Source organism: Micromonospora sp. NPDC048842 (genome assembly GCF_040649935.1).
Taxonomy (GTDB): Bacteria; Actinomycetota; Actinomycetes; order Mycobacteriales; family Micromonosporaceae; genus Micromonospora; species Micromonospora hortensis.
In genome coordinates, this window is the sequence record NZ_JBEZGK010000016.1 from 43326 (window position 1) to 68817 (window position 25492).

The 25492-nt window shown below is 72.3% G+C and carries 27 protein-coding genes; 18 read left to right on the top strand and 9 right to left on the bottom strand.

The genetic code is table 11. The features are described from left to right. Positions 1-4 precede the first annotated feature (4 nt). Positions 5-733, top strand: a complete 729-nt coding sequence (locus AB0C19_RS22080; protein WP_357188154.1) for a phospholipase — start codon at positions 5-7, stop codon at positions 731-733. 12 nt (positions 734-745) lie between these two features. Here AB0C19_RS22080 and AB0C19_RS22085 read toward each other — a convergent pair whose 3' ends face one another. After that, positions 746-1870 (bottom strand): FUSC family protein, encoded by a 1125-nt coding sequence (locus AB0C19_RS22085; protein ID WP_357188156.1) that lies wholly within the window; start codon positions 1868-1870, stop codon positions 746-748. Positions 1871-2413: 543 nt separating this feature from the next. After that, complete coding sequence (locus tag AB0C19_RS22090) at positions 2414-3043, bottom strand: TetR/AcrR family transcriptional regulator (RefSeq protein ID WP_357188158.1); 630 nt, start codon at positions 3041-3043, stop codon at positions 2414-2416. Between the two features lie 67 nt (positions 3044-3110). Here AB0C19_RS22090 and AB0C19_RS22095 point away from each other — a divergent pair, with 67 nt between their 5' ends. Beyond that, on the top strand, positions 3111-4274 hold the full coding sequence (locus AB0C19_RS22095; protein WP_357188160.1) for an FAD-dependent oxidoreductase: 1164 nt from the start codon (positions 3111-3113) through the stop codon (positions 4272-4274). On the opposite strand, the gene AB0C19_RS22100 is transcribed toward AB0C19_RS22095, so the two are convergent. Beyond that, positions 4244-4708, bottom strand: a complete 465-nt coding sequence (locus AB0C19_RS22100) for an NUDIX domain-containing protein (protein ID WP_357188162.1) — start codon at positions 4706-4708, stop codon at positions 4244-4246. The genes AB0C19_RS22095 and AB0C19_RS22100 overlap by 31 nt on opposite strands. 170 nt (positions 4709-4878) lie before the next feature. Here AB0C19_RS22100 and AB0C19_RS22105 point away from each other — a divergent pair, with 170 nt between their 5' ends. The 16 genes from AB0C19_RS22105 to AB0C19_RS22180 all read left to right on the top strand — a co-directional run bounded on the left by AB0C19_RS22105 (position 4879) and on the right by AB0C19_RS22180 (position 19263). After that, a complete protein-coding gene (locus AB0C19_RS22105; RefSeq protein WP_357188164.1) occupies positions 4879-5661 on the top strand; it encodes a DUF3153 domain-containing protein in 783 nt (260 codons plus the stop codon). Between the two features lie 145 nt (positions 5662-5806). Beyond that, complete coding sequence (locus tag AB0C19_RS22110) at positions 5807-6142, top strand: hypothetical protein (RefSeq protein WP_030327513.1); 336 nt, start codon at positions 5807-5809, stop codon at positions 6140-6142. Positions 6143-6153: 11 nt separating this feature from the next. Continuing rightward, entirely contained in the window at positions 6154-6762 is a 609-nt protein-coding gene (locus AB0C19_RS22115) for a glycine zipper family protein (protein ID WP_357188166.1), read from the top strand. After that, the gene (locus tag AB0C19_RS22120) at positions 6759-7457 is read left to right on the top strand and encodes a carboxypeptidase regulatory-like domain-containing protein (RefSeq protein ID WP_357188168.1); all 699 of its coding nucleotides are present in this window, start codon (positions 6759-6761) and stop codon (positions 7455-7457) included. The genes AB0C19_RS22115 and AB0C19_RS22120 overlap by 4 nt, the downstream gene beginning before the upstream one ends. Before the next feature lie 23 nt (positions 7458-7480). Beyond that, positions 7481-8743, top strand: coding sequence for a phage tail sheath subtilisin-like domain-containing protein (locus AB0C19_RS22125; protein ID WP_357188170.1), 1263 nt, complete (start codon positions 7481-7483; stop codon positions 8741-8743). A 1-nt stretch (position 8744) separates the two neighbouring features. Then, complete coding sequence (locus AB0C19_RS22130; RefSeq protein ID WP_030327509.1) at positions 8745-9227, top strand: phage tail protein; 483 nt, start codon at positions 8745-8747, stop codon at positions 9225-9227. Continuing rightward, complete coding sequence (locus tag AB0C19_RS22135) at positions 9202-10665, top strand: hypothetical protein (protein WP_357188172.1); 1464 nt, start codon at positions 9202-9204, stop codon at positions 10663-10665. The genes AB0C19_RS22130 and AB0C19_RS22135 overlap by 26 nt, the downstream gene beginning before the upstream one ends. Then, positions 10665-11546 (top strand): hypothetical protein, encoded by an 882-nt coding sequence (locus tag AB0C19_RS22140; protein ID WP_357188174.1) that lies wholly within the window; start codon positions 10665-10667, stop codon positions 11544-11546. Before AB0C19_RS22135 ends, AB0C19_RS22140 begins: the two co-directional genes overlap by 1 nt. Beyond that, positions 11543-13135: a contractile injection system protein, VgrG/Pvc8 family gene (locus AB0C19_RS22145; protein ID WP_357188176.1), complete on the top strand. Its 1593-nt coding sequence runs from the start codon at positions 11543-11545 to the stop codon at positions 13133-13135. The genes AB0C19_RS22140 and AB0C19_RS22145 overlap by 4 nt, the downstream gene beginning before the upstream one ends. Next, a complete protein-coding gene (locus tag AB0C19_RS22150; protein WP_357188178.1) occupies positions 13135-13473 on the top strand; it encodes a hypothetical protein in 339 nt (112 codons plus the stop codon). Before AB0C19_RS22145 ends, AB0C19_RS22150 begins: the two co-directional genes overlap by 1 nt. After that, the gene (locus AB0C19_RS22155) at positions 13470-13904 is read left to right on the top strand and encodes a GPW/gp25 family protein (protein WP_357188180.1); all 435 of its coding nucleotides are present in this window, start codon (positions 13470-13472) and stop codon (positions 13902-13904) included. Before AB0C19_RS22150 ends, AB0C19_RS22155 begins: the two co-directional genes overlap by 4 nt. Then, on the top strand, positions 13901-16570 hold the full coding sequence (locus tag AB0C19_RS22160; RefSeq protein WP_357188182.1) for a putative baseplate assembly protein: 2670 nt from the start codon (positions 13901-13903) through the stop codon (positions 16568-16570). The genes AB0C19_RS22155 and AB0C19_RS22160 overlap by 4 nt, the downstream gene beginning before the upstream one ends. Next, positions 16551-17066, top strand: coding sequence for a phage tail protein (locus AB0C19_RS22165; RefSeq protein WP_091398506.1), 516 nt, complete (start codon positions 16551-16553; stop codon positions 17064-17066). Before AB0C19_RS22160 ends, AB0C19_RS22165 begins: the two co-directional genes overlap by 20 nt. Further along, positions 17063-17992 (top strand): hypothetical protein, encoded by a 930-nt coding sequence (locus AB0C19_RS22170; RefSeq protein ID WP_357188185.1) that lies wholly within the window; start codon positions 17063-17065, stop codon positions 17990-17992. Before AB0C19_RS22165 ends, AB0C19_RS22170 begins: the two co-directional genes overlap by 4 nt. Further along, positions 17989-18450 (top strand): hypothetical protein, encoded by a 462-nt coding sequence (locus tag AB0C19_RS22175; RefSeq protein WP_357188186.1) that lies wholly within the window; start codon positions 17989-17991, stop codon positions 18448-18450. The genes AB0C19_RS22170 and AB0C19_RS22175 overlap by 4 nt, the downstream gene beginning before the upstream one ends. Positions 18451-18480: 30 nt before the next feature. Next, on the top strand, positions 18481-19263 hold the full coding sequence (locus tag AB0C19_RS22180; RefSeq protein WP_357188188.1) for a hypothetical protein: 783 nt from the start codon (positions 18481-18483) through the stop codon (positions 19261-19263). 45 nt (positions 19264-19308) lie between these two features. Here AB0C19_RS22180 and AB0C19_RS22185 read toward each other — a convergent pair whose 3' ends face one another. The 6 genes from AB0C19_RS22185 to AB0C19_RS22210 are packed head-to-tail and all read right to left on the bottom strand — an operon-like array spanning position 19309 to position 25270. Then, a complete protein-coding gene (locus AB0C19_RS22185; protein ID WP_357188190.1) occupies positions 19309-20175 on the bottom strand; it encodes a PmoA family protein in 867 nt (288 codons plus the stop codon). Then, entirely contained in the window at positions 20172-20852 is a 681-nt protein-coding gene (locus AB0C19_RS22190) for a hypothetical protein (RefSeq protein WP_357188192.1), read from the bottom strand. Before AB0C19_RS22190 ends, AB0C19_RS22185 begins: the two co-directional genes overlap by 4 nt. 4 nt (positions 20853-20856) lie before the next feature. Next, positions 20857-21756 (bottom strand): carbohydrate ABC transporter permease, encoded by a 900-nt coding sequence (locus tag AB0C19_RS22195; RefSeq protein WP_357188194.1) that lies wholly within the window; start codon positions 21754-21756, stop codon positions 20857-20859. Beyond that, positions 21756-22739, bottom strand: a complete 984-nt coding sequence (locus AB0C19_RS22200) for a sugar ABC transporter permease (RefSeq protein WP_357188196.1) — start codon at positions 22737-22739, stop codon at positions 21756-21758. The genes AB0C19_RS22195 and AB0C19_RS22200 overlap by 1 nt, the downstream gene beginning before the upstream one ends. A gap of 31 nt (positions 22740-22770) precedes the next feature. Next, positions 22771-24120 carry an extracellular solute-binding protein gene (locus AB0C19_RS22205; protein ID WP_357188197.1) on the bottom strand — a complete coding sequence of 450 codons (1350 nt, stop codon included), beginning with the start codon at positions 24118-24120 and terminating at the stop codon, positions 22771-22773. A 19-nt stretch (positions 24121-24139) separates the two neighbouring features. After that, positions 24140-25270, bottom strand: a complete 1131-nt coding sequence (locus tag AB0C19_RS22210) for a LacI family DNA-binding transcriptional regulator (RefSeq protein WP_357188198.1) — start codon at positions 25268-25270, stop codon at positions 24140-24142. Positions 25271-25492: the final 222 nt, after the last annotated feature.

Below are 25492 nucleotides of genomic sequence, written 5' to 3' on the forward strand. Positions count from 1 at the left end.
ACCCGTGTCCGACTCCGCGCCGTCGCACTGGGACCCGGCGCCGAGCCCCCGGGACGGCCGGTTGACCGCCCGCCGCCACCCGCCGGTGGCGCCGGGCCGCACCGGGCTGGTGCCGATGACCGGCCCCGACGGTGACCGACTGGCCCTGGGGTACGCCCCGGAGCGCGCGACCGACCGTTCGGCGTACCGGTTGGTGTTGCTCCTGCACGGTGCGGGCGGTTCGGCGCGACAGGGGCTGGACCTGCTGCTGCCGGTAGCGGACGCGCAGCACCTGCTGCTGGTCGCGCCGGACTCGTCGGCGGCCAGTTGGGACCTGATCGCCGGCGGCTTCGGGGCGGACGTGGGGCGCATCGACGGGCTGTTGGCGACCGTCTTCGACACCTACCCGGTGGCCGACGTGACGGTCGGCGGCTTCTCCGACGGCGCCTCGTACGCGCTGTCGCTGGGCCTGGCGAACGGGGATCTGGTCGACGCGGTGCTGGCCTTCTCCCCCGGTTTCGCCGCGCCACCGGTCACCCACGGCCGGCCACGGATCTTCATCTCACACGGCGTCGACGACCGGGTGCTGCCCATCGACGTGTGCAGCCGCCGTCTCGTCCCGCACCTGCACGACCTCGGCTACGACGTGACCTACCAGGAGTTCCCCGGCGGCCACGAGATCCCCGCCCCGATCCGCGATTCCGCCATCGCCTGGCTCACCGCCCATCCTCCACGGGCTGAGAACCACCGTTGAGCGGTGCGGACGTCAGACCGGCGGGAGGCCGAGGGCGTCGTCGACGCGGGCGAGGACGGCGGCGTCGTCCTCCGGGTTGACGCCGCGCAGCAGGTCGATGGCCGTGGCCCGAACCTGACCGATGATCATCGCTAGAGGAAGGGTCTGCGTGGGACCGAAGAGCTGCCCGGCGGCGTGCACCGCTGCCAACGCCGACTCGTCGGCCCGGGTGGCGTGTCGGTCGGCGGTCTCCTCCTGCCCGTTCAGGTCCGCGGCGAGGGCGGCGCCGGCCTGACGGACCGCCTCGGCCAGTGACCGCAGGGCGGCGCCCAGCTCGGGTGGGGCCGGAGTGTGCAGCCGGCTGAGGGTCACGCCCGCACGGGCCAGCACCCGGACGTTGCGAACCGCGTAGTCGATCTGCCGGATCGACTCGTCCACCGAGCGCAGCCGACCGATGTGCCGACGTCGACGGACGTTGAGCCGCAGCGCCTCACCGGCGGCCAGCACACCGTCGCGCAGCCCGTCCACCCGGGCGTCCATCCCCCGCGCCTGCCGCAGCGCGGCGACCGCAGCCGGCTCGTCGCGGCCGTCCAGCGCGTCGGCGATCCCGCCGAGCAGCCCGGCCAACTCGTCGAAGGTCCGCCGCACCTCGGCGACCAGCGGCGCGAGGGGATGCCGGGCGTCGACCAGCAGGCTGGCCGCGAGGGCTACCGCGCCGCCGACCAGCGCGTCGACGAAGCGGAACGGCACCAACGAGCCGTCCGGTGGTGCGACCACCACCAGGTAGAGCGCGGAGACCGCCGCCTGCACCAGCGTCACGCCGGTGGCGCCGAAGGCCACCGCGAGGAGGACGGTGAGCAGGATGACTGTGAACACCGTCCAGGTGCTGCCCGGGCCGAGCGCCTGCACCACCAGGTCGGCGACGAGCACCCCGGCGGCGACCCCGAGGATGACCTCGACGGCCCGGCGAATGCGCTGCCCCCGGGCCTGCCCGAGGACGATCAACGCGGCGGCCGGCGCGAAGAAGGGCTGCGGGTGCCCGAGCAGCCGGGTGGCCAGCAGCCAGGCCACGGTCGCCGCGACGGTCGCCTCCAGCACCGGCCGCCAGCCGTGCCGCAACCGCCCGCCGGCAGTCCGCAGGCCCCTGAACCGCACCATCGCCCAACCTCCCCCACCCACCCACCCACGCCGCCCGGCCCGCCGCCACGGCCCCGACCCCGACCCCGGCCCCGGCCCCGGCCCCGGCCCCAGCTCACCACACCCGCCACCAGCTCACCCCGGCACACCGCCAGCTCACCGCAGCACCCTGTCCGCTCGCCCTTTGGAGCTGATGCCGTAGACGAATCAGGCGCGATGTCGTAAACGATTCAGCTCCAAAGGGCCGGCCCACGACACCATGCCGGCGGCCCACGGCATCAGGCGCGATGTCGCAAACAGTTCAGCTCCAAAGGGCCGGCCCACGACGCCATGCCGGCGGCCCACGGCATCTCGGGGCGATCGTCTCCCATCACGCGGCGGACCTGATCACCGGGCTGCTCGCGACCCGCCCGGGTGCCAGCGCGCAGACGGGCCCGCACCCAGCCAGGCCCGCACATCACCAGGCCCACACACCGTCGGGTCCGCACGCAGCCAGGCCCACACACCGTCAGGCCCACACACCGTCAGGCCTGACGGCCCACCCGCCGACCGGCGCCGGGCGGGTCAGCTTCCGGTGAGGGCTCGCAGCAGCGTACGGACGGCGGCGCTCAGGTCGGCGCGGCTGGCCGTGGTGCCGGGCTGTGGGGCGCTGAGCGCGCCCGCGCCGGCCAGCCGGTCGAAGAGCAGCCCGTCCACGAACGCCACGAACTGGTCGCCCTGCCGGTCGGGGTCGGTGGCTCCGGCCCGGGTCAGCAGATCCCGGGCCTGCACCCGAAGGCCGGTGCCGTGTTGCAGGATGCCGCGCAGCTCGGGCCGGTGCACCGCCTCCAGCAGGCAGGCGTAGCGGGCGAGGCTCCGGCTGCGTCCGGTGCTCAACCAGCGGTCGAGCACCTCGGCGACACCGGCCGCGAGGGCGTCGAGGTCGCCGCTGTCGAGCCGGGGGGCGGACGTCGGGGTTGGCGGGCCGGTCGGCAGGTCGTACGCGGCAAGGTCGGCCCGGTCCCGTTCGGCGAGCCGTCCGACGACCGCCTCGATCAGCGCCTGCCGGGTCCGCAGGTACGCGGAGGTGGTGCCTGGCGGCATACCGGCGCGGCCGTCGACCGCCCGGTGGGTCAGGGCTCGCATGCCACCGTCGGCGATCAGTTCGATGGCCGCGTCGGACAGTGTCGCGATCCGGTTCACCCGCGCCGTCATGGCACTTCTCCCTCCTGGTGGTCCGGAGGTAGTATCACTCTTCTACAGGTGTAGAAGGAGGATCGACATGGACGACTCACACGCGGTGGTGGTGGGCGCCGGCATCGGCGGGCTGAGCGCGGCGCTCGCCCTGCACCGGCACGGGTGGCGGGTCACAGTGCTGGAGCGCGCCCCCGAGATGCGCGAGGTCGGCGCCGGCCTGAGCCTGATGGCCAACGCCGTGCGCGCGCTGGACGCCCTCGACCTCGGTCCGGCCCTGCGCCGCGGTGGGCACGGTGAGGCGCCCGGCGGGATCCGCAACCGGCACGGGCGCTGGTTGTCCCGGGTGGACGCCTCGGAGATGATCAGGCAGCTGGGCACCACGGCGCTCGGCGTGCACCGGGCCACGCTGCACCGCATCCTGCGCGAGGCTCTGCCGGCGTCGTCCCTGCACACCAACGCCGTGGTGGAGCACGTCGAGTCCGGCCCGGACCACGCCGAGGTGCGCTACCAGGGGCCGGACGGCCCCCACACCCTCACCGCCGATCTGGTGGTCGGCGCCGACGGCCTGCGCAGCCGGGTCCGCGCCCAGCTCTGGCCGCAACACCCCGGCCCGGTGTACGCCGGATCGACGACGTGGCGGGCGGCCATCGCGTTCCCCGATCCGATCCCGGCCGCCATCACCTGGGGGCCGGGAGCCGAGTTCGGCATGGTGCCGATCGGCGACGGCCAGCTCTACTGGTACGGCGCGCTGAACGCCCCGCCCGGCGGCCACGCCCCCAACGAGCTGGCGGCAGTGCGGGAGCGCTTCGGCGGATGGCACGACCCCATCCCGGCGCTTCTCGCGGCAACCCCACCCGACGTCGTGCTGCGCAACGACATCCACTACCTGGCCGAGCCGCTGCCCTCGTACGTGCGGGGCCGGGTGGCGCTGCTCGGCGACGCCGCCCATCCGATGACACCCAACCTCGGGCAGGGCGCCGGCCAGGCGATCGAGGACGCGGTGGTGCTCGGCGCGGTCTGCGCCAGCGGCGCCGAGGAAGTGCCGGCCGCCTTGGCCGCGTACGACGAGCAGCGTCGAGGGCGCAGTCAGTCCGTCGCCCGTGCCTCCTACATCGCTGGGCGGTTCGGACAGCAGCTGCACAACCCGATTGCCTTCGCGATGCGGACCATCGCGTTGCGACTCACCCCGGGCAGGGTCGCCCTGCGCAGCATGGCCCGCTACGCGGACTGGCGACCACCGGCGGGCTGAGCCGGCCCAGCGATCCGGCCGGTGGCCAGTGCGGCGTACTCCGCGGAGGCGAGAAACTCGGTCAGCACCTCCACTGTGCCCGGCGTCCACTGACGACCGTCGAGCACTTCGGCACCGGGGACGAAGAGCATCGCGGCGCCCTCGCCGAGCACCACGTCCTCCTGCCGGGCCCTGGTGCTTCCGAGGAAGTAGTGCTTGACCCGGGCAAGCTCGGGCAGCGATTGCACGGCGACCGGTTGCAGTGGCCCGTCGGCCCGCAGGCCGGTCTCCTCCAACAACTCCCGCTCGGCGGTCTGCTCCGGCGTCTCCCCCGGCTCGCCGTGGCCGCCGGGCAGCCCCCACACGTTCGGGTGGTGCGTCGCGTCGCCGTCGCGCAGCTGCAACAGCAGCTGCCCGTCGGGATCTACCAGCAGGACGCACGCGACAATTCTCATCCGACCAGACTACGGCCGGCGAGGAACCGTCGTGACCCCAAAGCTCCAGAATAGTCAATCGGGTCGTCGTCGGGGCTAATCAAAGGCGACAGTGCGCCGGTACAATCGGCGACTTCGTTGTGACCGATCGCTGACTGCTGATAGTGAAAGCGATCACACACACTGACCCCATGAACAGGAGAGTCAACCGCGGTAGGGCACTCCGCGTCGCGGTGTGCCTCCTTCTTCTCGCCGCGCTGAGCGGCTGCATGCAACTCAACATGGGGTTGACCGTCAACGCCGACGACACTGTCGACGGGCAGCTCCTGCTGACGGCCCAGAAGTCGGTGCTGAGCGGCCGCAACAAGAACCTCCCGGTCGCCTTCGCGGAGTTGCGGCAGAATATCCCCGCCCTACCGGCCGGCGAGGAAACCCTCTACCAGGACGACACTTTCTACGGCTCCCAGATCAGTTATCGCAAGGCGCCGCTGGCCGGTTTCGACACCGAGAGCGTGAAACTGGTCCGGGACGGTGATCTTTACCGCTTCACGCTGCCGCTCGATCCCAAGAAATATGGCGGAAAGGTTGCGGAGCAGAATCCGCAAAACCAACAGGCGTTCCTCAAGCTCATGTCGTTCGAGATCTCGGTGACATTTCCCGGCCGGGTGATCGACAGCAATGGCACCGTCAACGGCCGTTCGGTCAGTTGGAAGGTCGATCCCAACCAGGAGAAGCCAGCCGAGCTGCGGGCCGTGGCCGAGGCGCCACCACGACCGTCCACCTCGCCGGTTGCCGCCGGCGAGGAGGATGACGGCGGATTCCCCTGGCTGCTGGTCGTCGGCGGTGTCCTCCTCCTGCTGCTGCTCGCCGCTGTGGGCGTACTCCTGGTTCGTCGCCGTCACCCCGCGGCGCCGGCTGCGCCCGGTCCGACCCCGCCGCCGGGCCCGCCCGCCGGCGCTCCGGGGCCTGGCTGATCCATCTGGTGGCCGGCTGAGCCGGCCACGCCCGGCTCCGGCCGCCCCCCGAAACGACGGCGACCGGCCCCGGTGCTCCCGCGCGGGGGCACCGGACCTCACCACCACCACATCCCGGTCGCACCATCGCAGAAGGGGGATCGTCATGAACGATCTCTTCACCTGGGCAGCCCTGGGGACCATCGCCGGCGCGAGCGCCGCCACCCTGCTGGCCACCAACGTCATCGGCGGGCTGATCGGCCCGAGCGGCGACAAGCTCCGTAAGTGGATCGCCATCGCCATCGCGCTGCTGCTGTCCTACGTGACAGCGGCGTTCGCCGACGACGCCGGCGGCGAGAAGTGGGTCATCGCGTTCTTCAACGCGCTGGTCATCTTCTCCGCCGCGCTCGGCGTCAACCAGTTCCCGCCCGGCAACCGACAGGCGACGCCGACCCAGGTCGCGAGCGGTCGTGAGCCCCGAGTCTTCCGTTCCTGGGTCTGAGGGGTGTCGTCATGGTCTTCGGAATTCTCAGCGCAGCCATCCAGGTCGGCTTCGCCGCCCTGCTCGGCTTCCTCGCCGGTGGCTCGATCGGGCTGCTGATCGGCGCCGTCGTGGGCCTGGTGGTCGGCGCGGTCTTCGGCTGGTCGGTGGCCTCCGCCGGGGTGTACGGCTCGGACGCCCGCGGCATCTTCCTCTTCGTCGTCGACCACACCTGGAGTCTGCTCAACACTGTCGTCGGCGCCATCTACCTCACCGTGCACCTGGTCTTCGGGCACTCACTGGACCGGCCCACCTCACTGGGCAGCGGTCGGGTCAGCGTGGTGGAGGGGGTCTCGCCCCGCTACGCCACCACCATCGGCACCGTCTGCGCCGGCTCCAGCTCAGGCATCCAGCGGCACGAGGACGTGCACATCTTCCAGGGTCGCCTGCTCGGGCCGCTCTACATCCCCCTCGTGCTGGCCAACTACGTCCTGTTCACCATCGCGCCGGTGTGGCTGCTCTACCACGACCACACAAACGCGCCGATCAACCGCTTCACCCGGTACTTCGAGATCGGCGTCTACCCGCACGTGTGGAACGAGGCCATCGCGTACCGGATCCAGGGGACGCCGCCGCGATGACCACCCACGGGCGCGGACCGATCGAGAGCGCCACCGCCGAGCTGGTCGCCTGGGTGGCCAGCGCGGCGGGGGAACCGGTCCCGATCGGCCCGCCCCGCGCGTGCGACGACGCCGATGGGCTCACCCTCTGGCCGATGGAGCTGCGCCCGGCCCGGCAGACCCGCTCCAGCGGCGCGGTCCGCGAACCGTACCGGTTCACTGTCCGCCACCTGCTCTGCGTCACCGGGCCGGCCGGGTTGCCCCGGCTGGACCGGGTGCTCACCGCCGCGACCAGCGACGGCAGTTACCCGGTAGTGCTGGAGGCCGGCGACCCAGCACTGTGGACGGCGTTCGGTACGGCACCCCGACCGGCGCTGCTGATCGACGTGGCGGCGCAGGTGGACCACCCGACTCCGGCGGCGCCGCCGGTTCTGCATCCGTTGCGGTTGCGGCAACTCGACGTGCGCAGCCTCGGTGGGCGGGTGCTCGGCCCCCAGGAGCAGCCACTGGCCGCGATGCGGGTCGAGCTGCCCGCCACCGGGTCCGCCACCCACACCGACACCGAGGGCCGTTTCCTGATCGTCGGCGTCCCGCACGACCCCGAGCACCCGGGCCCGGTCCGGCTGCGGCTGACCGGCCGCGGGCTCGTCCTCACCGCCGACGTCGACCCGGCCGAGGACGACATCGTCATCGTCTGCGCGCCACCGACCCACTGACACCCACAGGCACAGGAGGACCGATGCCCAGTTACTTCTCCCCCGGCATCTATGTCGAGGAGGTCCCCAGCGGCGCCCGACCGATCGGGCCGGCGAGCACCAGCATCGCCGCCTTCGTCGGCGTCGCCCCGGACCGCTCCGCCCACCTGGGCAAGGCGGTGCCGGTCAACAACTGGACGGAGTTCCTGCGGCTCTTCGCCGGTGGGGAGCGGGTGGAGAGCACCCCGCTGGCCCGGGCGGTCTTCGGCTTCCTGGACAACGGGGGCGCCCGCTGCTGGGTGGTCAACGTCGGCGAGGGTGGCGCGATCACCGGCTCCGGGCAGCGGCGTGGCGGTCTGCAACTGCTGGAGGCCGTCGACGAGATCTCCATCATCGCCGCGCCCGGCTTCCACGACGTGGTGTCCCACGAGGCGCTGCTCAGCATGGCCGAGCGCACCCGCACCATGGTGGCGATCTGCGACCCGGCGCCGGACATCGACGACATCTCCGCGTTGACAAGGGTGGCCACGCCGTCCTCCGGCAAACCCCCCAAACCCGCCGAGGGTACGAGCGGCGGCGCCCCCGGCGGTCCCGGCAGCGGTCCGACCCAGCCGGGCGGCTCCGGCGGCCACGAGGGGGCCGCCTACCGGCCGCGACAGTCCGAGTTCGGCGCGTTCTACTACCCCTGGCTGCGGGTGCGCGACCCGATCAGCGGCGAGTTGGAACTCACCCCGCCGAGCGGGCACCTGGCCGGCATCTGGGCCCGCACCGACGCCCTGCGCGGGGTGCACAAGGCGCCGGCCAACGAGCCGGTCCGCGGCGCCGTCGACCTGGGCTACCTGGTCACCCGGCCGGAGCACGACGTGCTCAACCCCAAGGGTGTCAACGTGATCCGCTACTTCGCCGGCGAGGGCATCCGCGTCTGGGGCGCCCGTACGCTCGCCGCCGAGGCCAGCGAGTGGCGCTACCTCAACGTCCGACGCCTCAGCATCGCCATCGAGCAGGCCATCGCCAACGGCACCCGGTGGATGGTGTTCGAGCCCAACGACTTCACCCTCTGGCGTTCGATCCGACGCGACATCGGGGCGTTTCTCACCCGGGTGTGGCGCGACGGCGCGCTGCTGGGGCGCAGCCCGGAGGAGGCGTTCTTCGTCAAGTGCGACGAGGAGACCAACCCGCCGGACGTCCGCGACGCGGGCATGGTGATCGCCCACATCGGCATCGCTGTCGTCAAGCCCGCCGAATTCGTGGTGTTCAAGCTGAGCCAGTGGGCCGGCGGCACCGAGACCGAGACGATCGGAGGCTGACATGCCCACCACCGCCACCCCGCAACCCGGGGCCCCGGTCGACCCGTACCGGGCGTACAACTTCCGACTGCTCATCAACGGCGTCACCAACGGCCACTTCACCGAGATGACCGGGTTGGAGGTGAACATTCCTGGGCAGCCGTACCGGGAGCACGGCCTGGGTCGGATGCGGATGGTGCCCGGTCAGGCCGAGTACGAGCCGGTGACGCTGCACTTCGGCCTCACCGCCTCCCGCGAGTTGTGGGACTGGGTGAACGCCACCGCCCAGGGCACCCTCAATCGGCGCAACGTCTCGGTGGTGCTGCTCGACTCGGTCGGGACGGCCGAGGTGCTGCGCTGGAACCTGATCGACGCCTGGCCGACCCGGTGGCGCGGGGCGCACCTCAACACCCTCAGCCACGAGATCGCCATCGCCTCGCTGACCCTGCGCTACGAGGGCCTGGAGCTGGAGACCGGCGGTGCCACCGCGCCGACGCCCGCGTAGCTGGCTGGCCGGCCGGCTGCGCTCGGCGGCCGGGGCGGTGCAGCGCCTCGCCGGGCGGGTCGAGGCCGCCGGTCACCTTCCGCCGCCGTCGCAGACGCCCGTGGTGGCCCCACGCCGTTTCGGGGAGCCTCCGCGACACTGGCTGGACCTGGTCGCTGCCCACGCGCCCGGCCTGCTGCACGACCTGGACCTCGACCCGTCCCCGAACGGCACCGCCGAGGCCGAGGTCCGGGACGGCGGGCAGGGCGAATCGACCGGTCGGGTCGACGCCGAGGGTGCGGACCCGGTCGTTGACGGCAGGTCCGACGAGTCCAGCAGGCTCGGCAGGCCCGGCAGGTCCAGCAGGATCGACGGCCAAGCCGACGTGGGCGGTCCCGGTGCGAGCGGGGACGAGAGGTCGACCAGGTCGCGGGCCGAGAGCCGAACCGGCAGGTCGGCCTGCCCGTCGCGGGCCGGCGGCCAGCCGGACGGTACGGGGAGCAGTGCCGCCGCCCCATCCGGCGGCGGGACACCGTCGTCCAGCTCGGACCTGACCACCCCACCGGCCGGATCCACCTGGCCGGACGCGTCGACCCCGCCAGCCGGCTCGACCTGGCCGGGGGGACCGGACGCGACGGTGCCTCCGGTACGGCGGGCGGTCCGGGCCGACACCACGGCCCTCGACACCACGGCCCTCGACACCACGACCGTCGACAGCACGGCCCTCCACAGCACGGCCCTCGAGGCAAGGGGGTTGCCCCGGGCGGATGGACCCCGACAGTCGGTCCCCTCCATGGTCTTCGGGCCGCCCAGTTCGCCGAGCGGCCGCCCGCACCGGGCAGAGGCCGAAGCCACCCGAACCACCTCACACCCGCCCCTGGACGCACAGTGGTCCGGCGAGGTCGACCACTGGCGTTCCACCGGCTCGTCGATCGCCCGACCCACCGCCGACCGGCTTCCGGGTGGTCGCGGCGGCTTCCGGGGCGACTCGGACGCTCAGCCCTCGCCCACTGAGAACCAGAGCGGGCACCCGCGTGGTGACGCACCGAGTACGGCCACGACGTCCCGAGTGGACGCAATGGCTGCGCGCCGCCTCCTGAACGAGCCGAACCGGGGCGGGGTCGGTGCATCCTGGACCAGCTCGACGGCGACGAGCGCCGGAAACCGACCGACCTCCGGGCGCGCTGACCTGGTGCGCGTCGTGGACGGTGGACCCTGGCCGGCCCTGCCCGGCGAACCAGCGCCACCCGGGCACCCTGCCGCGGTGGGCATCCCCGGTACGGAAACGTCCGGCGGCGGACGAGTGACCGGCATCGACGGTCCGCTCCCCGGCGCGGCGGCGCGGAGTGTCGACCCGTGGCCGGCACTGCCCGACGACACCGCACTCTGGTCGGTCGCCGGCGCGGCGGTGGACACCGCGCAGCTGACCCGACTGGACCGGGAACAGGCGGGTGACTGATGGAACGCGTCGCCTTCCTCATCGACTCCTCAGGCGTTCGGGTGGACTGCCTGCTCAACCCGGAGACCGTGCAGGTGACCCGACTCGCCGGCGTACGGCAGCGGGGTGCCGGCGGTGGGCAGCTCACCGGATCCGGTCTGGCCGACGACCCGCTGGTCTTCACCGGCGGTGGCCGTACCGAGCTGGTGTTGGACCTGCTCTTCGACGTCGACTTCGTGGAGGCGCAACTGCGTCCGGCCGACGTTCGGGTGCTCACCCGTCCGCTGTGGATGCTGGCGGAGAATTCCACGGCCGAGCATGGTTGGCTGCGACCGCCGTTGGTCCGGTTGGTCTGGGGCAAGACCTGGAACGTGCCCGGTGTGATCATCTCGGTGGCGGAACGGTTCGACGCGTTCACCGGCACCGGGTCGCCGCGACGGTCCTGGCTGCGGCTGAAGCTGGTCCGCGCCGCCGAGACGGCCGATCAGGCCGAGGCCGGCTTCGCCGAGGAGTTGGCCGCCGCGAGCACCCCTACCGCCGCGCCGGGCAGCGCGGTGATCGCCGCCGGTGACGGCGCTGCCGAGCCGGGTCGCTCCGGTGTGCGTTTCGACCTGCTGGCCAACGACGCGCTGGGCTCGCCGCTGCGCTGGCGGCTGTTGGCCGAGCACAACCGGATCACCGATCCCCTCGCCGTGCCGGCCGGCACCACGCTCGCCGTCCCACCACCAGGCGCGCCGAGCGGTGGATCGGTGGTGGGCGCGGTGACCGGCGCCGCGCGGGCGTTGGCCGGCGCGGTGGGTGCCGGCGCGTCGTTCGTCGGCGCCTCGATCGCCACCGCGCCCGCCGCCTGGGGTCCGTCGGGCCCCACGGCCACCAGCACCAACCCGGGGGGTACGTCGTGACCAGCGTCGCGCCCCGGGCGTTGATCGTCCTGCTGGACGGCGTCGAGTTGGTCGGCGCGGCTCGTCAGCGGGTCCGCTCACTGCGGGTCGCGGCCCGGCTCGATCAGCCCACCCAGGCCGAGCTGGTGCTCGCCACCACCGCCGGGACCGGCGCGTTCGACCCGGCGGTTCGCCCCGGCACGGCGCTCGACGTACGGCTCGCCGACCACGCGGACGCCCTGTTCACCGGTGAGGTCACCTGCGTGGAGGTGGAGTACGCCGCCGACGGGGCGGCGGTGCTGCGGCTGCGGGCGTACGACCCGCTGCACCGGCTGCGCAAGCGGCAGGGGTTGCGGGTGTTCACCTCGGTGACCGCCGTCGAGCTGGCCCGGGAGCTGTGCGGCGCTGTGGGTCTGGCGGTGACCGCCGAGATCGACGGCCCTCGGTTGGAGCGGCTTCTCCAGCACCGGCACAGCGACCTGGAGCTGCTGCGCGAGGTGACCGGCCGGGCCGGGCTGCACCTGGCCGCCGACGGTGACGGCGTCCGGCTGGTCACCCTCGCCGGCTACGGGGAGCCGGTCGCGTTGACGCTCGGCGCGGGGGTGCACACAGTGCGGCTGTCCACCAATACCGACCAGGCCAGCGGTGCCAGTGCGGCACTGGGCTGGCACCCACAGCGGGCCGAGGTGATCAGCCAACAGGTCGACGAGGCGCGCTGCGGCCGACCCGCCGACGACCGTCCGGACCCGACCGACGTGGGTGCCGACGGCGTTCGCACCGCCGTGGACCAGCCCGGCCGCAGCGCCGACGAGTTGGCGGCGCTGGCCCAGGCCCGGCTGGACACCCGGGCGGCGGCGCTGGTCACGGCCGAGGGGGTGGCCGAGGGCGATCCGGCACTGCGGCCGGGCCGCCGCGTCGACATCGGCGGGGTGCCCGACCCGGTCGCCGGGACGTACGTGCTGACCGAGGTGGTGCACACGGTGGACGGCAACGGGCACCTGACCCGTTTCTCCACGGTGCCGCCGGCCACCCCGACAACCCCGACCGGCGGCGCGGTGGTCACCCTCGGCAGCGTCACCGACGTCGCCGACCCGGACGGGCTGGGCCGGGTCCGGTTGACCCTGCCGGCGTACGGGGACCTGGACGCCGGCTGGCTCGCCGTGCTCTGCCAGGGCGCCGGGCCGGGCAAGGGTCTGGTGGCGCTGCCCGATCCGGGCGACACCGTGCTGGTGGTGCTGCCGGGCGGCGAGCCGGCGTCGGGCATCGTGCTCGGTTCGCTGTTCGGCGCCGTCGAGCCGTACGACGCGGGCATCGACGACGGAAAGGCCCGCCGCTGGACGATGCGCACCGCCGGCGGGCAGTCGATCGTCGTCGACGACGTGCGGCGCAGCCTGCGCCTGGGCACCCAGGGAGGCAGCTTCCTGGAGCTGACCCCCGACCTGGCCGTCCTGCACGCGGCGTCCGACCTGGTGATCTCCGCACCCGGCCGGGCCATTGTGGTGCGCGCCCGCAGCGTGGACTTCCTGCACGCCGAATCGACCGAGGACCCGACCACAGCGGCGGAGCGGGCCCGTTCGCTCGCCCGCGCCCACCACGAAGGAGGCGGCTGATGCGCTGGATCCACAGTGACTCTGTGATCACCTGCGATCACGACGGCCGGGTCGAGAACCGACCCTCACGGCAGTGGGTGACAGTGACCGGTGTGCCAGTGCTCGTCGACGACGACCCGGAGGGACGCACAATCATCGCCTGCCCGAACTACGGCCCGACCATCAAGCCGTGCACGACGACGCTGACCGTCCGGGTCGGCTACAGCGACTGGGTCCGCGTCGACGGGCACCGGCTGGTGCTGTCGCACCTGGAGGGGTTCACCAACGGCACACCGCCGGGGCTGGTCAAGCACACGGTGCGCGACCCCCGCCAGCAGTTCCTGGGGGCGGACCGATGAGGGCCTTCCGCTTCGTCGGCGCCGGCTTCGACGCCGGCCGCACCGGCGGGTTGGCGCTCACCGCGGCCGGCGGCCTGGCGATGACCGACGGCGACGAGAGCGTCCGGCAGGCGCTGTTCCTGCTCCTGTCGACCACGCCGGGCGAGCGGCTGATGCGACCCGGGTACGGCTCCCGGCTGCACCGGTTGGTCTTCGCGCCCAACGACGACACCACTGCCGGTCTGGCCATCCACTACGTCCGGCAGGCCATCGCCCGGTGGGAGCCCCGGGTCGAGGTGATCGACGTGGACGCCGGGCCGGATCCGGACGACGCGTGGCGGCTGGTGATCCGGTTGGACTACCGGGTGCGGGCCAGCCTGACACCCGGGCAGCTGGTCTTCTCAGTGGATCTACTCCCGGTCGACGAGCCCGCTCAGGGAGGAGCGTCATGACGCTGCCCGTGCCGCACCTGGACGATCGCGGCTTCCTCGACCTGGTCACCGAGGCCCGGGAACGGATCCGCCAGTCCTGCCCGGCGTGGACCGACCTGTCGGCGCACGACCCCGGCATGGCGCTGGTGGAGACGTTCGCGCACCTCACCGAGGTAATGATCTACCGGTTGAACCAGTTGCCGGAGAAGGCGTACGTCTCGTTCCTGAACCTGCTCGGGGTCACCCGGCACGCCCCGACCGCGGCCTGGGCGGACGTCCGTTTCACCCGTACCGGCACCGACCGCGGCGCGGTCCGGATCCCGGCCGGGCTGCGGGTCGCCGCGGCCCGGGGCGCGGACCCCCGGCCGGTCGTGTTCGTCACCACTGAGCCGACGCTGCTGCCCGCCGACGAGTCGTCGGTGACGGTACGGATGCACCACTGCGAGCCGGTCGAGGCGGAGCTGCTCGGGGTGGGCACCGGCCAGCCGGGGCAGGTGCTGCGCGCGGCGCACGCGCCGCTGACGCACACCGCCGAGGCGCTGGACCTGCTGCTCGGGGTGGAGGTGCCGGCCGGCACTGTCGAGCTGGGCGCGGCGGCCCGCGAGCACGACGGTCGCACGTTCGAGATCTGGCAGCCGGTGGACAGCTTCGCCGGGCTCGGCCCGCAGGCCAAGGCGTACCTGGTCGACCGCTGCTCCGGCACCGTCATCTTCGCCCCGGCCCTCGACCTGCGACCCCCCGCCGGGGCGACCCCGCCCGGCGAGGTCACCGCCGACGCGACCGCACCGACGAGCACCGTGCCGCCGGTGACCGTCGCGGCGGTGCCGCCGGCCGGACGGCAGATCCGGCTCTGGTACCGCGCCGGCGGCGGACCCACCGGCAACGTGGCGGCGGGCACGCTGACCAGTCTTCGCGACCCACTACCGGGGGTACGCGTGGACAACCCCGCCCCGGCGGCCGGCGGCCGGGACATGGAGGCGCTGGAGTCGGTGCTACTGCGCGGCCCGTACGAGTTCTTCGCCCAGCAGCGGGCGGTCACCGCCCGCGACTTCGAGGTCCTCGCGACCAGCTCCGGCGCGGTGGCGCGGGCGCGGGCGTTCACCCGCGCCGCGGTGTACAGCTTCGCCCGCCCGGGTGAGGTCGAGGTGGTGCTGGTGCCGTACGTGCCGGAGGCGGCCCGACCGGGCGGGCGGCTGCCGGTGGCGGTGCTGCGCGAGCACGAGGTGCCCGAGGCGCGGCACCGGGTCGAGGCGGACCTGGAGGAGCGCCGGATGGTCGGCATCCGCTCCCGGGCCACCTGGGCACGGTTCAAGGCGGTGTCGGTGCGGGCCCGGGTGGTGGTCCGCCGCGAGGAGGACGTGGACGCGGTCCGTCGCCGCATCCACGACCGGCTGCACCAGACGTTGAGTCCGCTGCCCACAGCGCTCAACCCGACCGGCTGGCCGTTCGGCGAGCCGCTACGGGCGTCAAACGTGTACCGACTGCTGGAGCACGCCGAGCCGGGGGTGCGCTACGTCGAGTCGGTGCGGTTCGTTGTCGACGAGGCCCCCGACGCCGACGTCCGCGCACTCGCCGTGGACCAGTACCAGCCGCGCACCTGGTACGCCGGGCGCGGCCCGGTGCTGTTCCGCTCCAGCAACGGCGGCGCGGGTTGGGAACCGGCCGGTCGCTTCGACGACGAGACGGTGCTGCGGGTGGCGCCCGCGCCCGCGCCGGTACGGCCGGGCATCGTCGCGCGTCCCGGCTCGGTGGCAGTGGTGACGCTGCGCGCCTCGGGCGGCTCCCGGGTGCACCTGAGCACCGACCTTGGCGAGACGTGGTCACTGCTCACCGACCTGGACTCACGGATCTCCGACGTGGCCTGGCTGGATCGCGACGGCGCGGGCGCGCTGCTGGCGGCCACCGACACCGGCCTGTACGAGGTGTCGCTACTGCCCGGGGCGGTGCCGTTGCAGATCCTGGTCGACCCGTCGGACGCCGACCGGGGCTTCTACGCGGTCCGTACGTTCGTCTCCGAGCGGGGCGCGCCGGGGGTGGCGGTGGCCGCGCAGGCCAGCTTCGGGGTGTACCTGTCGACCAGCGGCGGCCGACCCGGCAGCTTCACCCACGTCGGTCTGGCCAACGTGGACAACCGGGTCCTCGCCGTGCAGTACGACGGCCCGGCCACCCTGCTGTGGAGCGGCGCCGGCGAGCCGGATCCGAAGAAACCCGGCCAGGGCTGTCATCGCACCCGGCTGTTCGAGTCCGACGTGAAGTGGCAGTCGATGCAGGCGGGGTGGAGCGGCGGCACCTGCCGGGACCTCGCGTTCGCCGGTCAGCAGGCGGTGGCGGCCACGCAGAGCGGCGGGGTGCTGCGGCTGGACACCCTGGCCGCTCAGCCGCAGTGGCAGGCGGTGTCGGTCAACTGCGGGTTGCCGTTGCGGGACCGCACCCGGTTCGTGCCGGTCGACGCCATCGCGGTGAGCGGCCCGACGGCCGGGAGCGCCGCGCCCGGCACCGGCGCGACGGAGCGGCTGATCCTGGCCAGCGGCGAACGCGGCGTGCACCGCAGCGCCGACGCCGTCACCTGGACGCCCAGCGCCAACCAGGCCACCGCCGACGTGGTGACAGTCCCCGATACCTGGCTGCTCTGCTCCGGCGAGCACGACATCGAGGTGGTGCGCCAGGATGCGACGCTCGGCGATTGAACGGCTGCTGCCCGCCGCCTATCAGCGGGCCTGCGTGCCGGGCAGCGTGCTCTGGGCGCTGCTGGACGTGATGGAGGGGCTGCACGCCCCGGACGAGGCGATCCTCGCCGAGGTGGACGCGCTGTTCGACCCGTACCGGGCGCCGGACGGGCTGGTCGTGCGGTTGACCCGCTGGGTGGCGATGGACCACGTGGTGGCCTCGCCCCGACCGGACACCCCGCTGCCGCTGCCGGTGGGTCGGCTGCGCGACCTGGTGGCCAACGCCGCCCTGCTGGCCCGATGGCGCGGCACCCCGTACGGGATGCGCAGAGCCCTGGAGTTGGCCACCGGGATGTCGGGCTTCGCCATCGACGAGCCCGCCGAGCGGGCCTTCCACGTCGTGGTGCGGGTGCCGGTCGCCGCCGCCGGTCAGCTCGCCGTGATCACCCGCATCGTCGAGGCGGAGAAACCCGCCTCGGCCACTGTCGAGATCGTCCTGGAAGAGGAGTCGTCATGACCACCGAGTGGGCGGTCGTCGCCGCCGCCGAGCAGTTCACAGTCGATCCGCGCAACAGCGGTGAGCTGACGTTCACCGTCTCCAACCCGGGAAACGCGCCGGACACCGTGGTGTTCGACGTGGCGCCCGGTGACGGCTCCCAGCGGGTCTGGTTCACCGTCGCCGAACCCCAACGGGTGGTACCCGGCCAGGGCTCGGTGTCGTTCCTGGTCAAGCTCGCCGTGCCGGCCGGCACCCCGCCCCGGCGCTACGACATGACCGGGTTCGCGTACTCGGCGAACACCGCGCCGGAGGAGAGTTCCCGCTCCAGCGGCCGGGTCACGCACGAGGTGCGGGCGGTCGCGCCGCCACGGCGTACCCCGTGGTTGTGGATCGCCGCCGCGGCGGCGTTGGTGCTTGTGGTGGTCGCCGTGGGGGTGGTGTTGCTGACCCGCGACGGCGAGCCGGCCCCCGGCGAGCCGCGGGTGGTCACCGTCGAGGCGGAGAGCCTGGTGCCAGGGGCGGTGGTGGACTCCCCGGCGAAGAACGGGGCGAAGGTGGAGGCGCAACCCAACTGCTGCGGAGTGACCTGGTCCGGCGACAGGCAGCTGTTCTTCCAGGGGCTTGCCATCGGCGACAAGGTCACCGTGACGGTGCAGATCCCGGCCGACGGCACCTGGCGTTTCGCAGCGGTACGCACCACCTCCCTCGACTACGCCAACACCGTCTTCGCCATCGACGGCAACCAGGTCGGCGGCACGTTCCTCGGCTTCACGCCGACAGTGCGCAAGACGGAGTTCCTGGACGTCGGCACGGTCCAGCTCGCCAAGGGCCCCCACCAGGTCACGCTTCTGGTGGTTGGTAAGACGCAGGGCTCCAACCGCTACTTCGCGGGCATCGACGAGATCCGGTTCACCGAGATCGTGGCGAAGGCCGTGGCGCGATGAGTGGTCGGCAGAAGGCGCTGCTGGGGCTGTTCGCCGTCCTGCTGGTGGCGTTGTTCGTGGTCGCGGTCAGCACGGGTCGCAACCAGCCGGGTGATCCGGAGGCTCGGCACGGGTTCGTCGACCGGTTGGGCGCGCTGGGCGGCGAGCGTTCCGCCGTGGATCCGGCGACGGTCAGCGCCGACTGCGCCGACGAGGCGGGCCGGCTGGAGTTCTCCGGCGGCTGCGTGGTGCGGGTCGCGGACCCCGGCGGGCTGCGCACCCTGGTGCTGCGCAGCGCGGCGCGCTTCACAGTCGTCGCCCGGGCGCCCGGCGACGCCGACCTCACCATCCGCGACGAGGTCGAGCCGGCGGCGGACGGCACCGGCGCGGTGGCGAAGATCGCCGTCGACCAGGCCACCGAGGTGGGCCTGGTCTGCCCCGGCCTGGGCGGCTGCACTGTCGTCGTGGCCACGTCCTGACCCGACCCGGGCTGAGAGGAAGGTGCCGCCGTGGGTGACCTGCGCAAGCCGTTCCTGCTGCTGGCCATGCTCGCCATCGTCCTGGCGATCGGGGTGGAGCTCGGTGCCGGGCTGCTGCTCGGCGGCGCCGACGCCGGCGCGGCCCTCGCCGACACCGCCGGGGCGCTGGACGTGGAGATCGACGACGTGTCCGGGGTCAGCGAACCGTCCGGACGAGGCACCGGCTACCTGGCGTTGATCGACGCGGTGGCGGTCTGGAGCACCGGGCTGTTCTGCCTGGGCCTGCTGCTGCCCGAGCGCGTCCAGGGGCGGGTGCAGGGCGTCGCCAGCCTGATCTTCTCGATCATCCTGATCATCGTCGGGCTGGTCGCGCTGGTCGTTGCGTTCGTGGAGCTGTCCATCATGGTGTCGCTGTTCCTGGCCGTCCCGTTCGGCACGCTGGCGTACCTGGCGCTGTGGGGGTTCTTCCCGGTCGGCGAGGCGGCGGTGCTGCTCGGGCTGGTGCTGCTACTCAAACTGGTGTGGGCCCTGATGCTGGTGCTGGCTCAGCCGCGCTTCCTACAGAACAAGGGTCTCGTCCTGCTCATCCTCACCACCCTGCTGTGCACTGTCGTGCTGGAGTTCCTGCACAACCTGGTGCCGGTGATCCTGGTCAGCATCGTCGACGACGTGGCGGCGCTGGTCTTCGCGATCATCGCGATCATCTGGGGGTTGGTGCTGTTGATCGGCTCCATCCCGGCGATCGTCAAGGCCATCCGAGTCACCGCCGCCCTACCGACCCGTGCCGCGACCACCCGCCCCTCGCCCCGTTGATCATGAAGTTGTTGCCATGACACGCCGGGCGGAGTGGCAACAACTTCATGACCAACCTGAGCGGGTTGGGGCCACCGTCGCGACCAGGGCCGCTACGGCATCCCGGTCGAGGGTTCCGTCGGCCACCCACACCTGGTACCGGCCGTGCCTGCTCCCACCGGCCGGCACCACCGCCGGGCGGTCGAACGCGAACGCCACACAGACTCCCGGATACATCCCGGTCCGCACGAACCACCGGTCGCCGCGGCCGAGGCCCGCGAAGACCAGTGTGTACGCCCCGCCACCCGACCCGGCGCCGGTCAGCGCGAGCCACGGCGCCGCGCTGCCGTTGACAGTCTCCTCCCCGGCCGCATCGGCGGTGAACACCACCGGTTCGCCGTCGGCGACTGCCCGCCAGAAGAACCCGCCGTAGCCGGCCCCGCCCGGGCGGCCGTTGGTGGCCGGGCTGCCCAGCCGGATCTCACGGTCGTCCGGGGCGACGAGGACGGACTCCACATCGAGCCGCCAGGCGTCCGGCGCGACCGCCGACGCGGCGAGCCACCTCCGCTCGGTCAGCAGCACCCCGCCGGCCCGGTCGCGCCACTGGAGATCGTGCGCGTACCGGCCCGGGGACCGTTCCACCTCGCCGGTGTGCGCGATGACGCCGTGGTCGTCCCGCCAGGTGTAGCCGACGTCGCGGACGTAGGTGCGCCCGCCCCAGAGGTTGCTGCCCTCGACGTCCTGCACCGCGAGGGACGCGCCGAGGTGCCACACGTGGTCGGCGGGAAGCGCGTCGGTGACCACAGTTCCGCCGAGCGTGCGTACCGGGTGCAGGTACGGTCGGGGCCCGTGTCGCGCGTCCAGCGCCGGGTCGAGGATGTACTCGGCCACCTCAGTGGTCCCGACCGCCAGCCGAACCGGCTCCCCGCTCACGGCAGCTCCCGACGGCCGGCGACGGCGACCGACACCCGCCGGCGGGCGTTGGGGTCGGCTGGTCTCTGCCGGCCGCCGACGACGGCGACCGACACCGGCCGGCGGACGGTGACGGCGTGCAGGGCGGCCACCGTGTAGCCGGCGAGGATCGGCACCGCGACCGGGGTGACCAGGACGGTGAGCAGCCCGGCCAGCGCGACGACACCGGTGAGCGCCGCCCAGCGGGTGGGCGCGTCGAGGCAGGCGCGGGCGGCGGAGCGGGCCGAGGCCCACCACCGCCCGCCCCCGTTGCCGCCCACCTCGACGACGACCAGCCCGGCGTACCCGGCCAGGCCGGCCGCGATCAACGCCGTCACCAGCAGCGCGACCGGGCCGCCCGGCACCCGGCCGGTGGCCAGCGCCGCCAGGTCGGCGGCGAGCAGCGCGGCGCCGGCGAGCGCGAGCAGGCTCACCGGGACACCGGGCAGCACCGCGCGGCCGAACCGGCGCAGTGTCGTGCGCGCCGACGGCCAACTGCCGGTACGCGTCCAGTCGTGCACCGCCGCGCTGGCGGTGCCCGCCGCCGCGGCGGCGGTGAGCAGGGGCACCGCCGCGAGGGTCAGCAGGATGCCCAGCAGCGCCAGGTCGGCGGCGTCGCGGGCGACGTCGCGCCAGTCCCGCCGCCCGCCGGTGTCCACGGGTTCAGCCCTTGATGCCACTGGTGTTGATCCCCTCGACGAGCATCCGCTGGAACGCGACGAAGAACAGGAAGACCGGCAGCAGCGACAGCACCGACATGGCGAACATCGGGCCGACCGCGCTCTGGCTGGTCGAGTCGATGAACAGGGTCAGCGCGACCGGAACGGTGTAGTCCTCCAGTTGGGACAGGAAGACCAGCTGGCGGAAGAAGTCGTTCCAGGTCCAGATGAACGAGAAGATCGCCGTGGTGACCAGCGCCGGGCGGCTCAGCGGCAGGATGATGTGCCGGAAGATGCCGAACGGACCGGCGCCGTCGATGCGGGCCGCCTCGTCCAGCTCCCGGGGGACGCCCCGCATGAACTGCACCATGAGGAAGACGAAGAACGCCTCGGTGGCCAGGAACTGCGGGATGAGCAGCGGCAGGTACGGCCAGTCACCGCCGACCAGCCCGAGCGTGCGGAACAGGATGTACTGCGGAACGATCAGCACGTGCTGAGGCAGCAGCAGCGTGCCGATCATGACGGCGAACCACATGCCGCGCAGCCGGAACCGCAGCCGGGCGAAGGCGTACGCGGCCAGCAGGCAGGAGAGCCCGTTGCCGATGACGGTGAGCAGGCTGACCATGGCGCTGTTGAGGAAGAACCGACCGAAGCTGACGTCGAAGTTGGACCACCCGGCGGTGTAGTTGCCCGGGGTGAAACGCTCGGGCAGCAGCCCGACGTTGTTGACGATCTCCTCCTGGGACTTCAGCGAGGTGCCCACCATCCAGATCAGCGGGTAGAGCACCACGGCGACGATCGCCACCAGGATCAGCAGTCGCAGCACGGGCCGTCCGCCGGGTCGTCGGCGCGCGGTCGGCGGCGCTGCGGTCGGCGCTGCTGTCGTCGGGGTCACCGTCACCATCACCGGTCCTCCCCGTCGGAGTAGTGCACCCAGAACCGTCCGGTGCTGAAGAAGATCGCGGTGATGACCGCGATGGCGAGCAGGAACACCCAGGCCATCGCCGAGGCGTAGCCCATGTTGAGGTCGGTGAAGCCGGTGATGTAGAGGTTCAGCGTGTACATCAGGGTGGAGTCGACAGGGCCGCCGGTGCCGTTGCTGAGCACGAACGCGGCGGTGAAGCCCTGGAAGCCGTTGATGGTCTCCAGCACCAGGTTGAAGAAGATGACCGGGGAGAGCATCGGCAGTGTGACGTTGCGGAACTGACGGAACCGGCCGGCTCCGTCGACCGACGCGGCCTCGTACAGCTCGGTGGGCACCTGCTTGAGCCCGGCCAGGAAGATCACCATGGGTGCGCCGAACTGCCAGATGGCCAGCACCATCAGTGTCTCGAGGGCCCAGTCGGGGTCGTTGACCCACGGCTTGCCGGTGATGCCGACGAGGCTCAGCAGCGAGTTGAACGCGCCGTCGCGGTTGAACATGTTGACCCAGACGATGGCCAGCGCGACGCTGCCGCCGAGCAGGGACGGCAGGTAGAACAACCCGCGGAACAGCCCGACGCCGCGCCAGGCGCGGTTGAGCAGCAGCGCCACGCCGAGCGCCGCGGCCAGCTTCAGCGGTACGGCGATCAGCGCGAAGGTCAGTGTGACCCGTACCGCGTGCCAGTACGACGGGTCGGCGGTGAACATGCGTTCGTAGTTGGCCAGCCCCACCCACTCCACCTCGGAGAAGGGGGTGAGGATGTCGTAGTTGGTGAAGCTCAGGTAGAGCGACAGCACCATGGGGACTGCCGTGACACCCATCAGGCCGATGAGCCACGGCGACAGGAAGACGTACCCCGCCAGACCTTCGCTGTTCCGGAAGCGTCCGGGCCCACGCCTCTCAGCGTGGGCCCGGTCGGATCCGGGGCCGCGTCGGGTCGGGTCGGGTGCCGTGGTCAACGCCACGAACAGCTCCTCTCCTCGCCTCGCGGCGCGGTCAGGCGATGGCGGACTTGCACGCCTCGATGAACTGGGCGGCGGCCTCGGCGGGGGTCGCCCGGCCGTACTGCGCGTTCTCGGCGGCCTTGATCAGCTCGGACTTCACCTTGCTGTGGCCCTTGATCGGTACCTGCGGCGACTTGCCGAACTTCTGGGTCAGCTCCGCCTCGACGGCGATGGACTGCTTCATGGCCGGGTCGGTGGTGTCGTCGCTGACCACGCGGCGCAGGTCCAGGTTGGACGGCAGACCGCGGTCGGTGCCGAGCAGCTTGACCGCCTCCTGGTCGTTGTTCAGGAAGTTGATCACGTCGACCGCGACGTCCTTGTTCTTGCTGCCCTTGAACACCGACCAGTACATGGAGGCTCGGGCCCACTGCGCGCTCGGGTCACCGGGGTAGGCGATCACGCCCAACTCGTCCTTGGTGTTCTTCTTCAGGTCCGGCATCTGGTTGGCCCAGACCCAGGAGGTCGCCGACTTGCCGGTGACCACCAACTGCTTGGTGACGTCGCTGGAGTTGCCCTCGTGGATGACGTCGGCGCTCGGGGTGGCCTTGCGGTCCCGGGCGCCCTTCCACAGGTCGAACCACTTGGTCACGTCCTCGGCGGTGAAGCCCAGCTCCTTGCCCTGGTAGAGGTCCTTGCCCTGTTGGCGCAGCCAGACCCAGAACGCCTTGTAGTCGGCGCTCGGGTCCTGGGTGCCGGGCACCTTGGTCTTGGCGGTGACCTGCTCGGCCCAGGCGATGTGCTGCTCCCACGTCATCCCGGTGGTCGGCTCGGGCAGGTTGTTAGTGGTCAACAGCGTCTTGTTGTAGACCAGGCCCTGGGTGTTCTCCCCGGCGGCCAGCCCGGCGAGCTTGCCGTCGACAACGCCGTACTGCCAGAGGCTCTCCGGGAACTTGGACGTGTCCAGCTTCCCGGACTCCTGGTACGAGGTCAGGTCGAGCGTGGTGTTGCGGGCCGCGTACTCGGCGAGGTAGTTGTCGTCGATCTGGAACAGGTCCGGCGGGTTGCCGCCGGCGGTCAGCGTGGCCAGCTTGTCGAAGTAGCCCTGGTTGGCCTGCCAGGTCTTCTCGAAGGTCACGTTCGGGTGCTTCTTGGTGTAGAGGGCCAGGGCGTCCTCGGTCAGCTTGGCCCGGGCGTCGCCACCCCACCAGAAGATGGAGAGTTTGACCGGGGCGTTCGGGTCGGCGGCGCCGCCGTCGTCGTCTCCGCAGGCGGCGGCGCCGAACATCAGCGGTGCGGCGACAGTCACGGCGAGCAGGCCACGCAGCAGGCGCCGCCGAGGCAGCGGGGTACGGTGGGCGCGCCCGACGGGCGCGGCAGTGGTGGGGGGCGTTGCGGGGTGCATGTGCGCTCACTCCTCGGCATTAGGAGGCGACGGCGTCACCGGTGGCCGCAGTCGGGATGCCCGGGTCCGCAGGGCAATGCGGGCCCGGGCCACGTGGTGCGGCCAGGGGACGTGCCGGTCGGGCGTACGGGCCCGGGCCGGTCGAGTCGCGGATGACCAGGTCGGTCTGGAGCATTACCTGTGCTGTGGTACGACGGACGCCGAGCGCCGTGCCGGCACCGGACCCCCGCGCACCGCGCGGTGACTCGATGTCCTGTTGCAGCAGCATGTCGACGGCCGTCCGGCCGGCGGCCCCGGTGGGTGTGGCCACCGTCGTCAGTTTGGGGCGGGTCAGCCGGCTCAGGGTGATGTCGTCGACCCCGACGACGCTCACCTCCTGCGGCACCCGAACCCCGAGCGCGTCCAGCCCCTCGATCAGGCCGATCGCCATCAGGTCGTTGTAGGCGAGCACTGCCGACACCCCGCTGCGTCGCACCTGCTCGGCGACGGCGGAGCCGCCGACCTCGGTGGGCGCGTTGGGGCCGAGCATGGTCAGCTCCGCGCCACCGGCTCGGGCGGCCACGCCGGCGGCGCGGCGCATCTCCCGGTTGGTCCACGAGCTGCGCGGGCCACCGAGCAGCGCGATGCTGCGGTGCCCCAGGCCCACCAGGTGCTCGATCGCCGACCGGGCGCCCTGTCCGACGTCCATCAGCACGCAGGGCAAACCGGTCACCTGGCGGTTCACCACGACCAGTGGCACCTCGCGGCTGAGCTGCTCGATCAGGCTGTTGCTCATCCGAGGGCTGCACAGCAGCACCCCGTCCACCTGCTTGGCCAGCGCGTGGACCAGCTCTTCCTCGGCGGTCGGGTCCTCGTTGGTGTCGGCCACGAAGACGTGGTAGTCGCGGTGCCGGGCCTGACTCTCCGCCGCCTTGATCAGCGGCGGGAAGAACGGGTTCGCGATGTCCGCGATGATCAGCCCGATGTTGTGCGTCCGCCCGGTGATCAGGGCCCGTGCGGCGCGGTTGGGCCGATAGCCCAGGTCCTCCGCGCAGGCCAGTACCCGGACCCGGGTCTCCGGGTTGACCAGGTGTGGAGCGGAGAACGTGCGGGACACGGTGGAGATGTGCACACCGGACGCCCGAGCGACGTCCCGAATGGTGACTGGCACGGCGGCCCCTTCGTCCGATGTGGTGGCGGTCACGCAGGTGTGGCCCATTAATGCAAACGGTTGCGCCAGTGTCAACGGTCAATGATTACGGCTTCGTTGCACCCACACTCCCCTTGGTCACCTGCGGCCCCCCAAACGCTGACAAATGACGCCGATCCCGCTGTCGTCGTTGACGCGAACGGATCGATCGTGATTACTTCATTGCAAACCTTTGCAGCACCA

Excerpts from the sequence above, each read along its gene's own strand:
- AB0C19_RS22110 (WP_030327513.1), top strand. The coding sequence starts at position 5,807 with ATGAACGATCTCTTCACCTGGGCAGCCCTGGGGACCATCGCCGGCGCG.
- AB0C19_RS22090 (WP_357188158.1), bottom strand. The coding sequence starts at position 3,043 with ATGACGGCGCGGGTGAACCGGATCGCGACACTGTCCGACGCGGCCATC.
- AB0C19_RS22140 (WP_357188174.1), top strand. The coding sequence starts at position 10,665 with ATGGAACGCGTCGCCTTCCTCATCGACTCCTCAGGCGTTCGGGTGGAC.
- AB0C19_RS22130 (WP_030327509.1), top strand. The coding sequence starts at position 8,745 with ATGCCCACCACCGCCACCCCGCAACCCGGGGCCCCGGTCGACCCGTAC.
- AB0C19_RS22120 (WP_357188168.1), top strand. The coding sequence starts at position 6,759 with ATGACCACCCACGGGCGCGGACCGATCGAGAGCGCCACCGCCGAGCTG.
- AB0C19_RS22195 (WP_357188194.1), bottom strand. The coding sequence starts at position 21,756 with ATGGTGACGGTGACCCCGACGACAGCAGCGCCGACCGCAGCGCCGCCG.
- AB0C19_RS22155 (WP_357188180.1), top strand. The coding sequence starts at position 13,470 with ATGAGGGCCTTCCGCTTCGTCGGCGCCGGCTTCGACGCCGGCCGCACC.
- AB0C19_RS22165 (WP_091398506.1), top strand. The coding sequence starts at position 16,551 with ATGCGACGCTCGGCGATTGAACGGCTGCTGCCCGCCGCCTATCAGCGG.
- AB0C19_RS22085 (WP_357188156.1), bottom strand. The coding sequence starts at position 1,870 with ATGGTGCGGTTCAGGGGCCTGCGGACTGCCGGCGGGCGGTTGCGGCAC.
- AB0C19_RS22095 (WP_357188160.1), top strand. The coding sequence starts at position 3,111 with ATGGACGACTCACACGCGGTGGTGGTGGGCGCCGGCATCGGCGGGCTG.
- AB0C19_RS22105 (WP_357188164.1), top strand. The coding sequence starts at position 4,879 with ATGAACAGGAGAGTCAACCGCGGTAGGGCACTCCGCGTCGCGGTGTGC.
- AB0C19_RS22150 (WP_357188178.1), top strand. The coding sequence starts at position 13,135 with ATGCGCTGGATCCACAGTGACTCTGTGATCACCTGCGATCACGACGGC.
- AB0C19_RS22160 (WP_357188182.1), top strand. The coding sequence starts at position 13,901 with ATGACGCTGCCCGTGCCGCACCTGGACGATCGCGGCTTCCTCGACCTG.
- AB0C19_RS22205 (WP_357188197.1), bottom strand. The coding sequence starts at position 24,120 with ATGCACCCCGCAACGCCCCCCACCACTGCCGCGCCCGTCGGGCGCGCC.
- AB0C19_RS22175 (WP_357188186.1), top strand. The coding sequence starts at position 17,989 with ATGAGTGGTCGGCAGAAGGCGCTGCTGGGGCTGTTCGCCGTCCTGCTG.
- AB0C19_RS22100 (WP_357188162.1), bottom strand. The coding sequence starts at position 4,708 with ATGAGAATTGTCGCGTGCGTCCTGCTGGTAGATCCCGACGGGCAGCTG.
- AB0C19_RS22170 (WP_357188185.1), top strand. The coding sequence starts at position 17,063 with ATGACCACCGAGTGGGCGGTCGTCGCCGCCGCCGAGCAGTTCACAGTC.
- AB0C19_RS22125 (WP_357188170.1), top strand. The coding sequence starts at position 7,481 with ATGCCCAGTTACTTCTCCCCCGGCATCTATGTCGAGGAGGTCCCCAGC.
- AB0C19_RS22115 (WP_357188166.1), top strand. The coding sequence starts at position 6,154 with ATGGTCTTCGGAATTCTCAGCGCAGCCATCCAGGTCGGCTTCGCCGCC.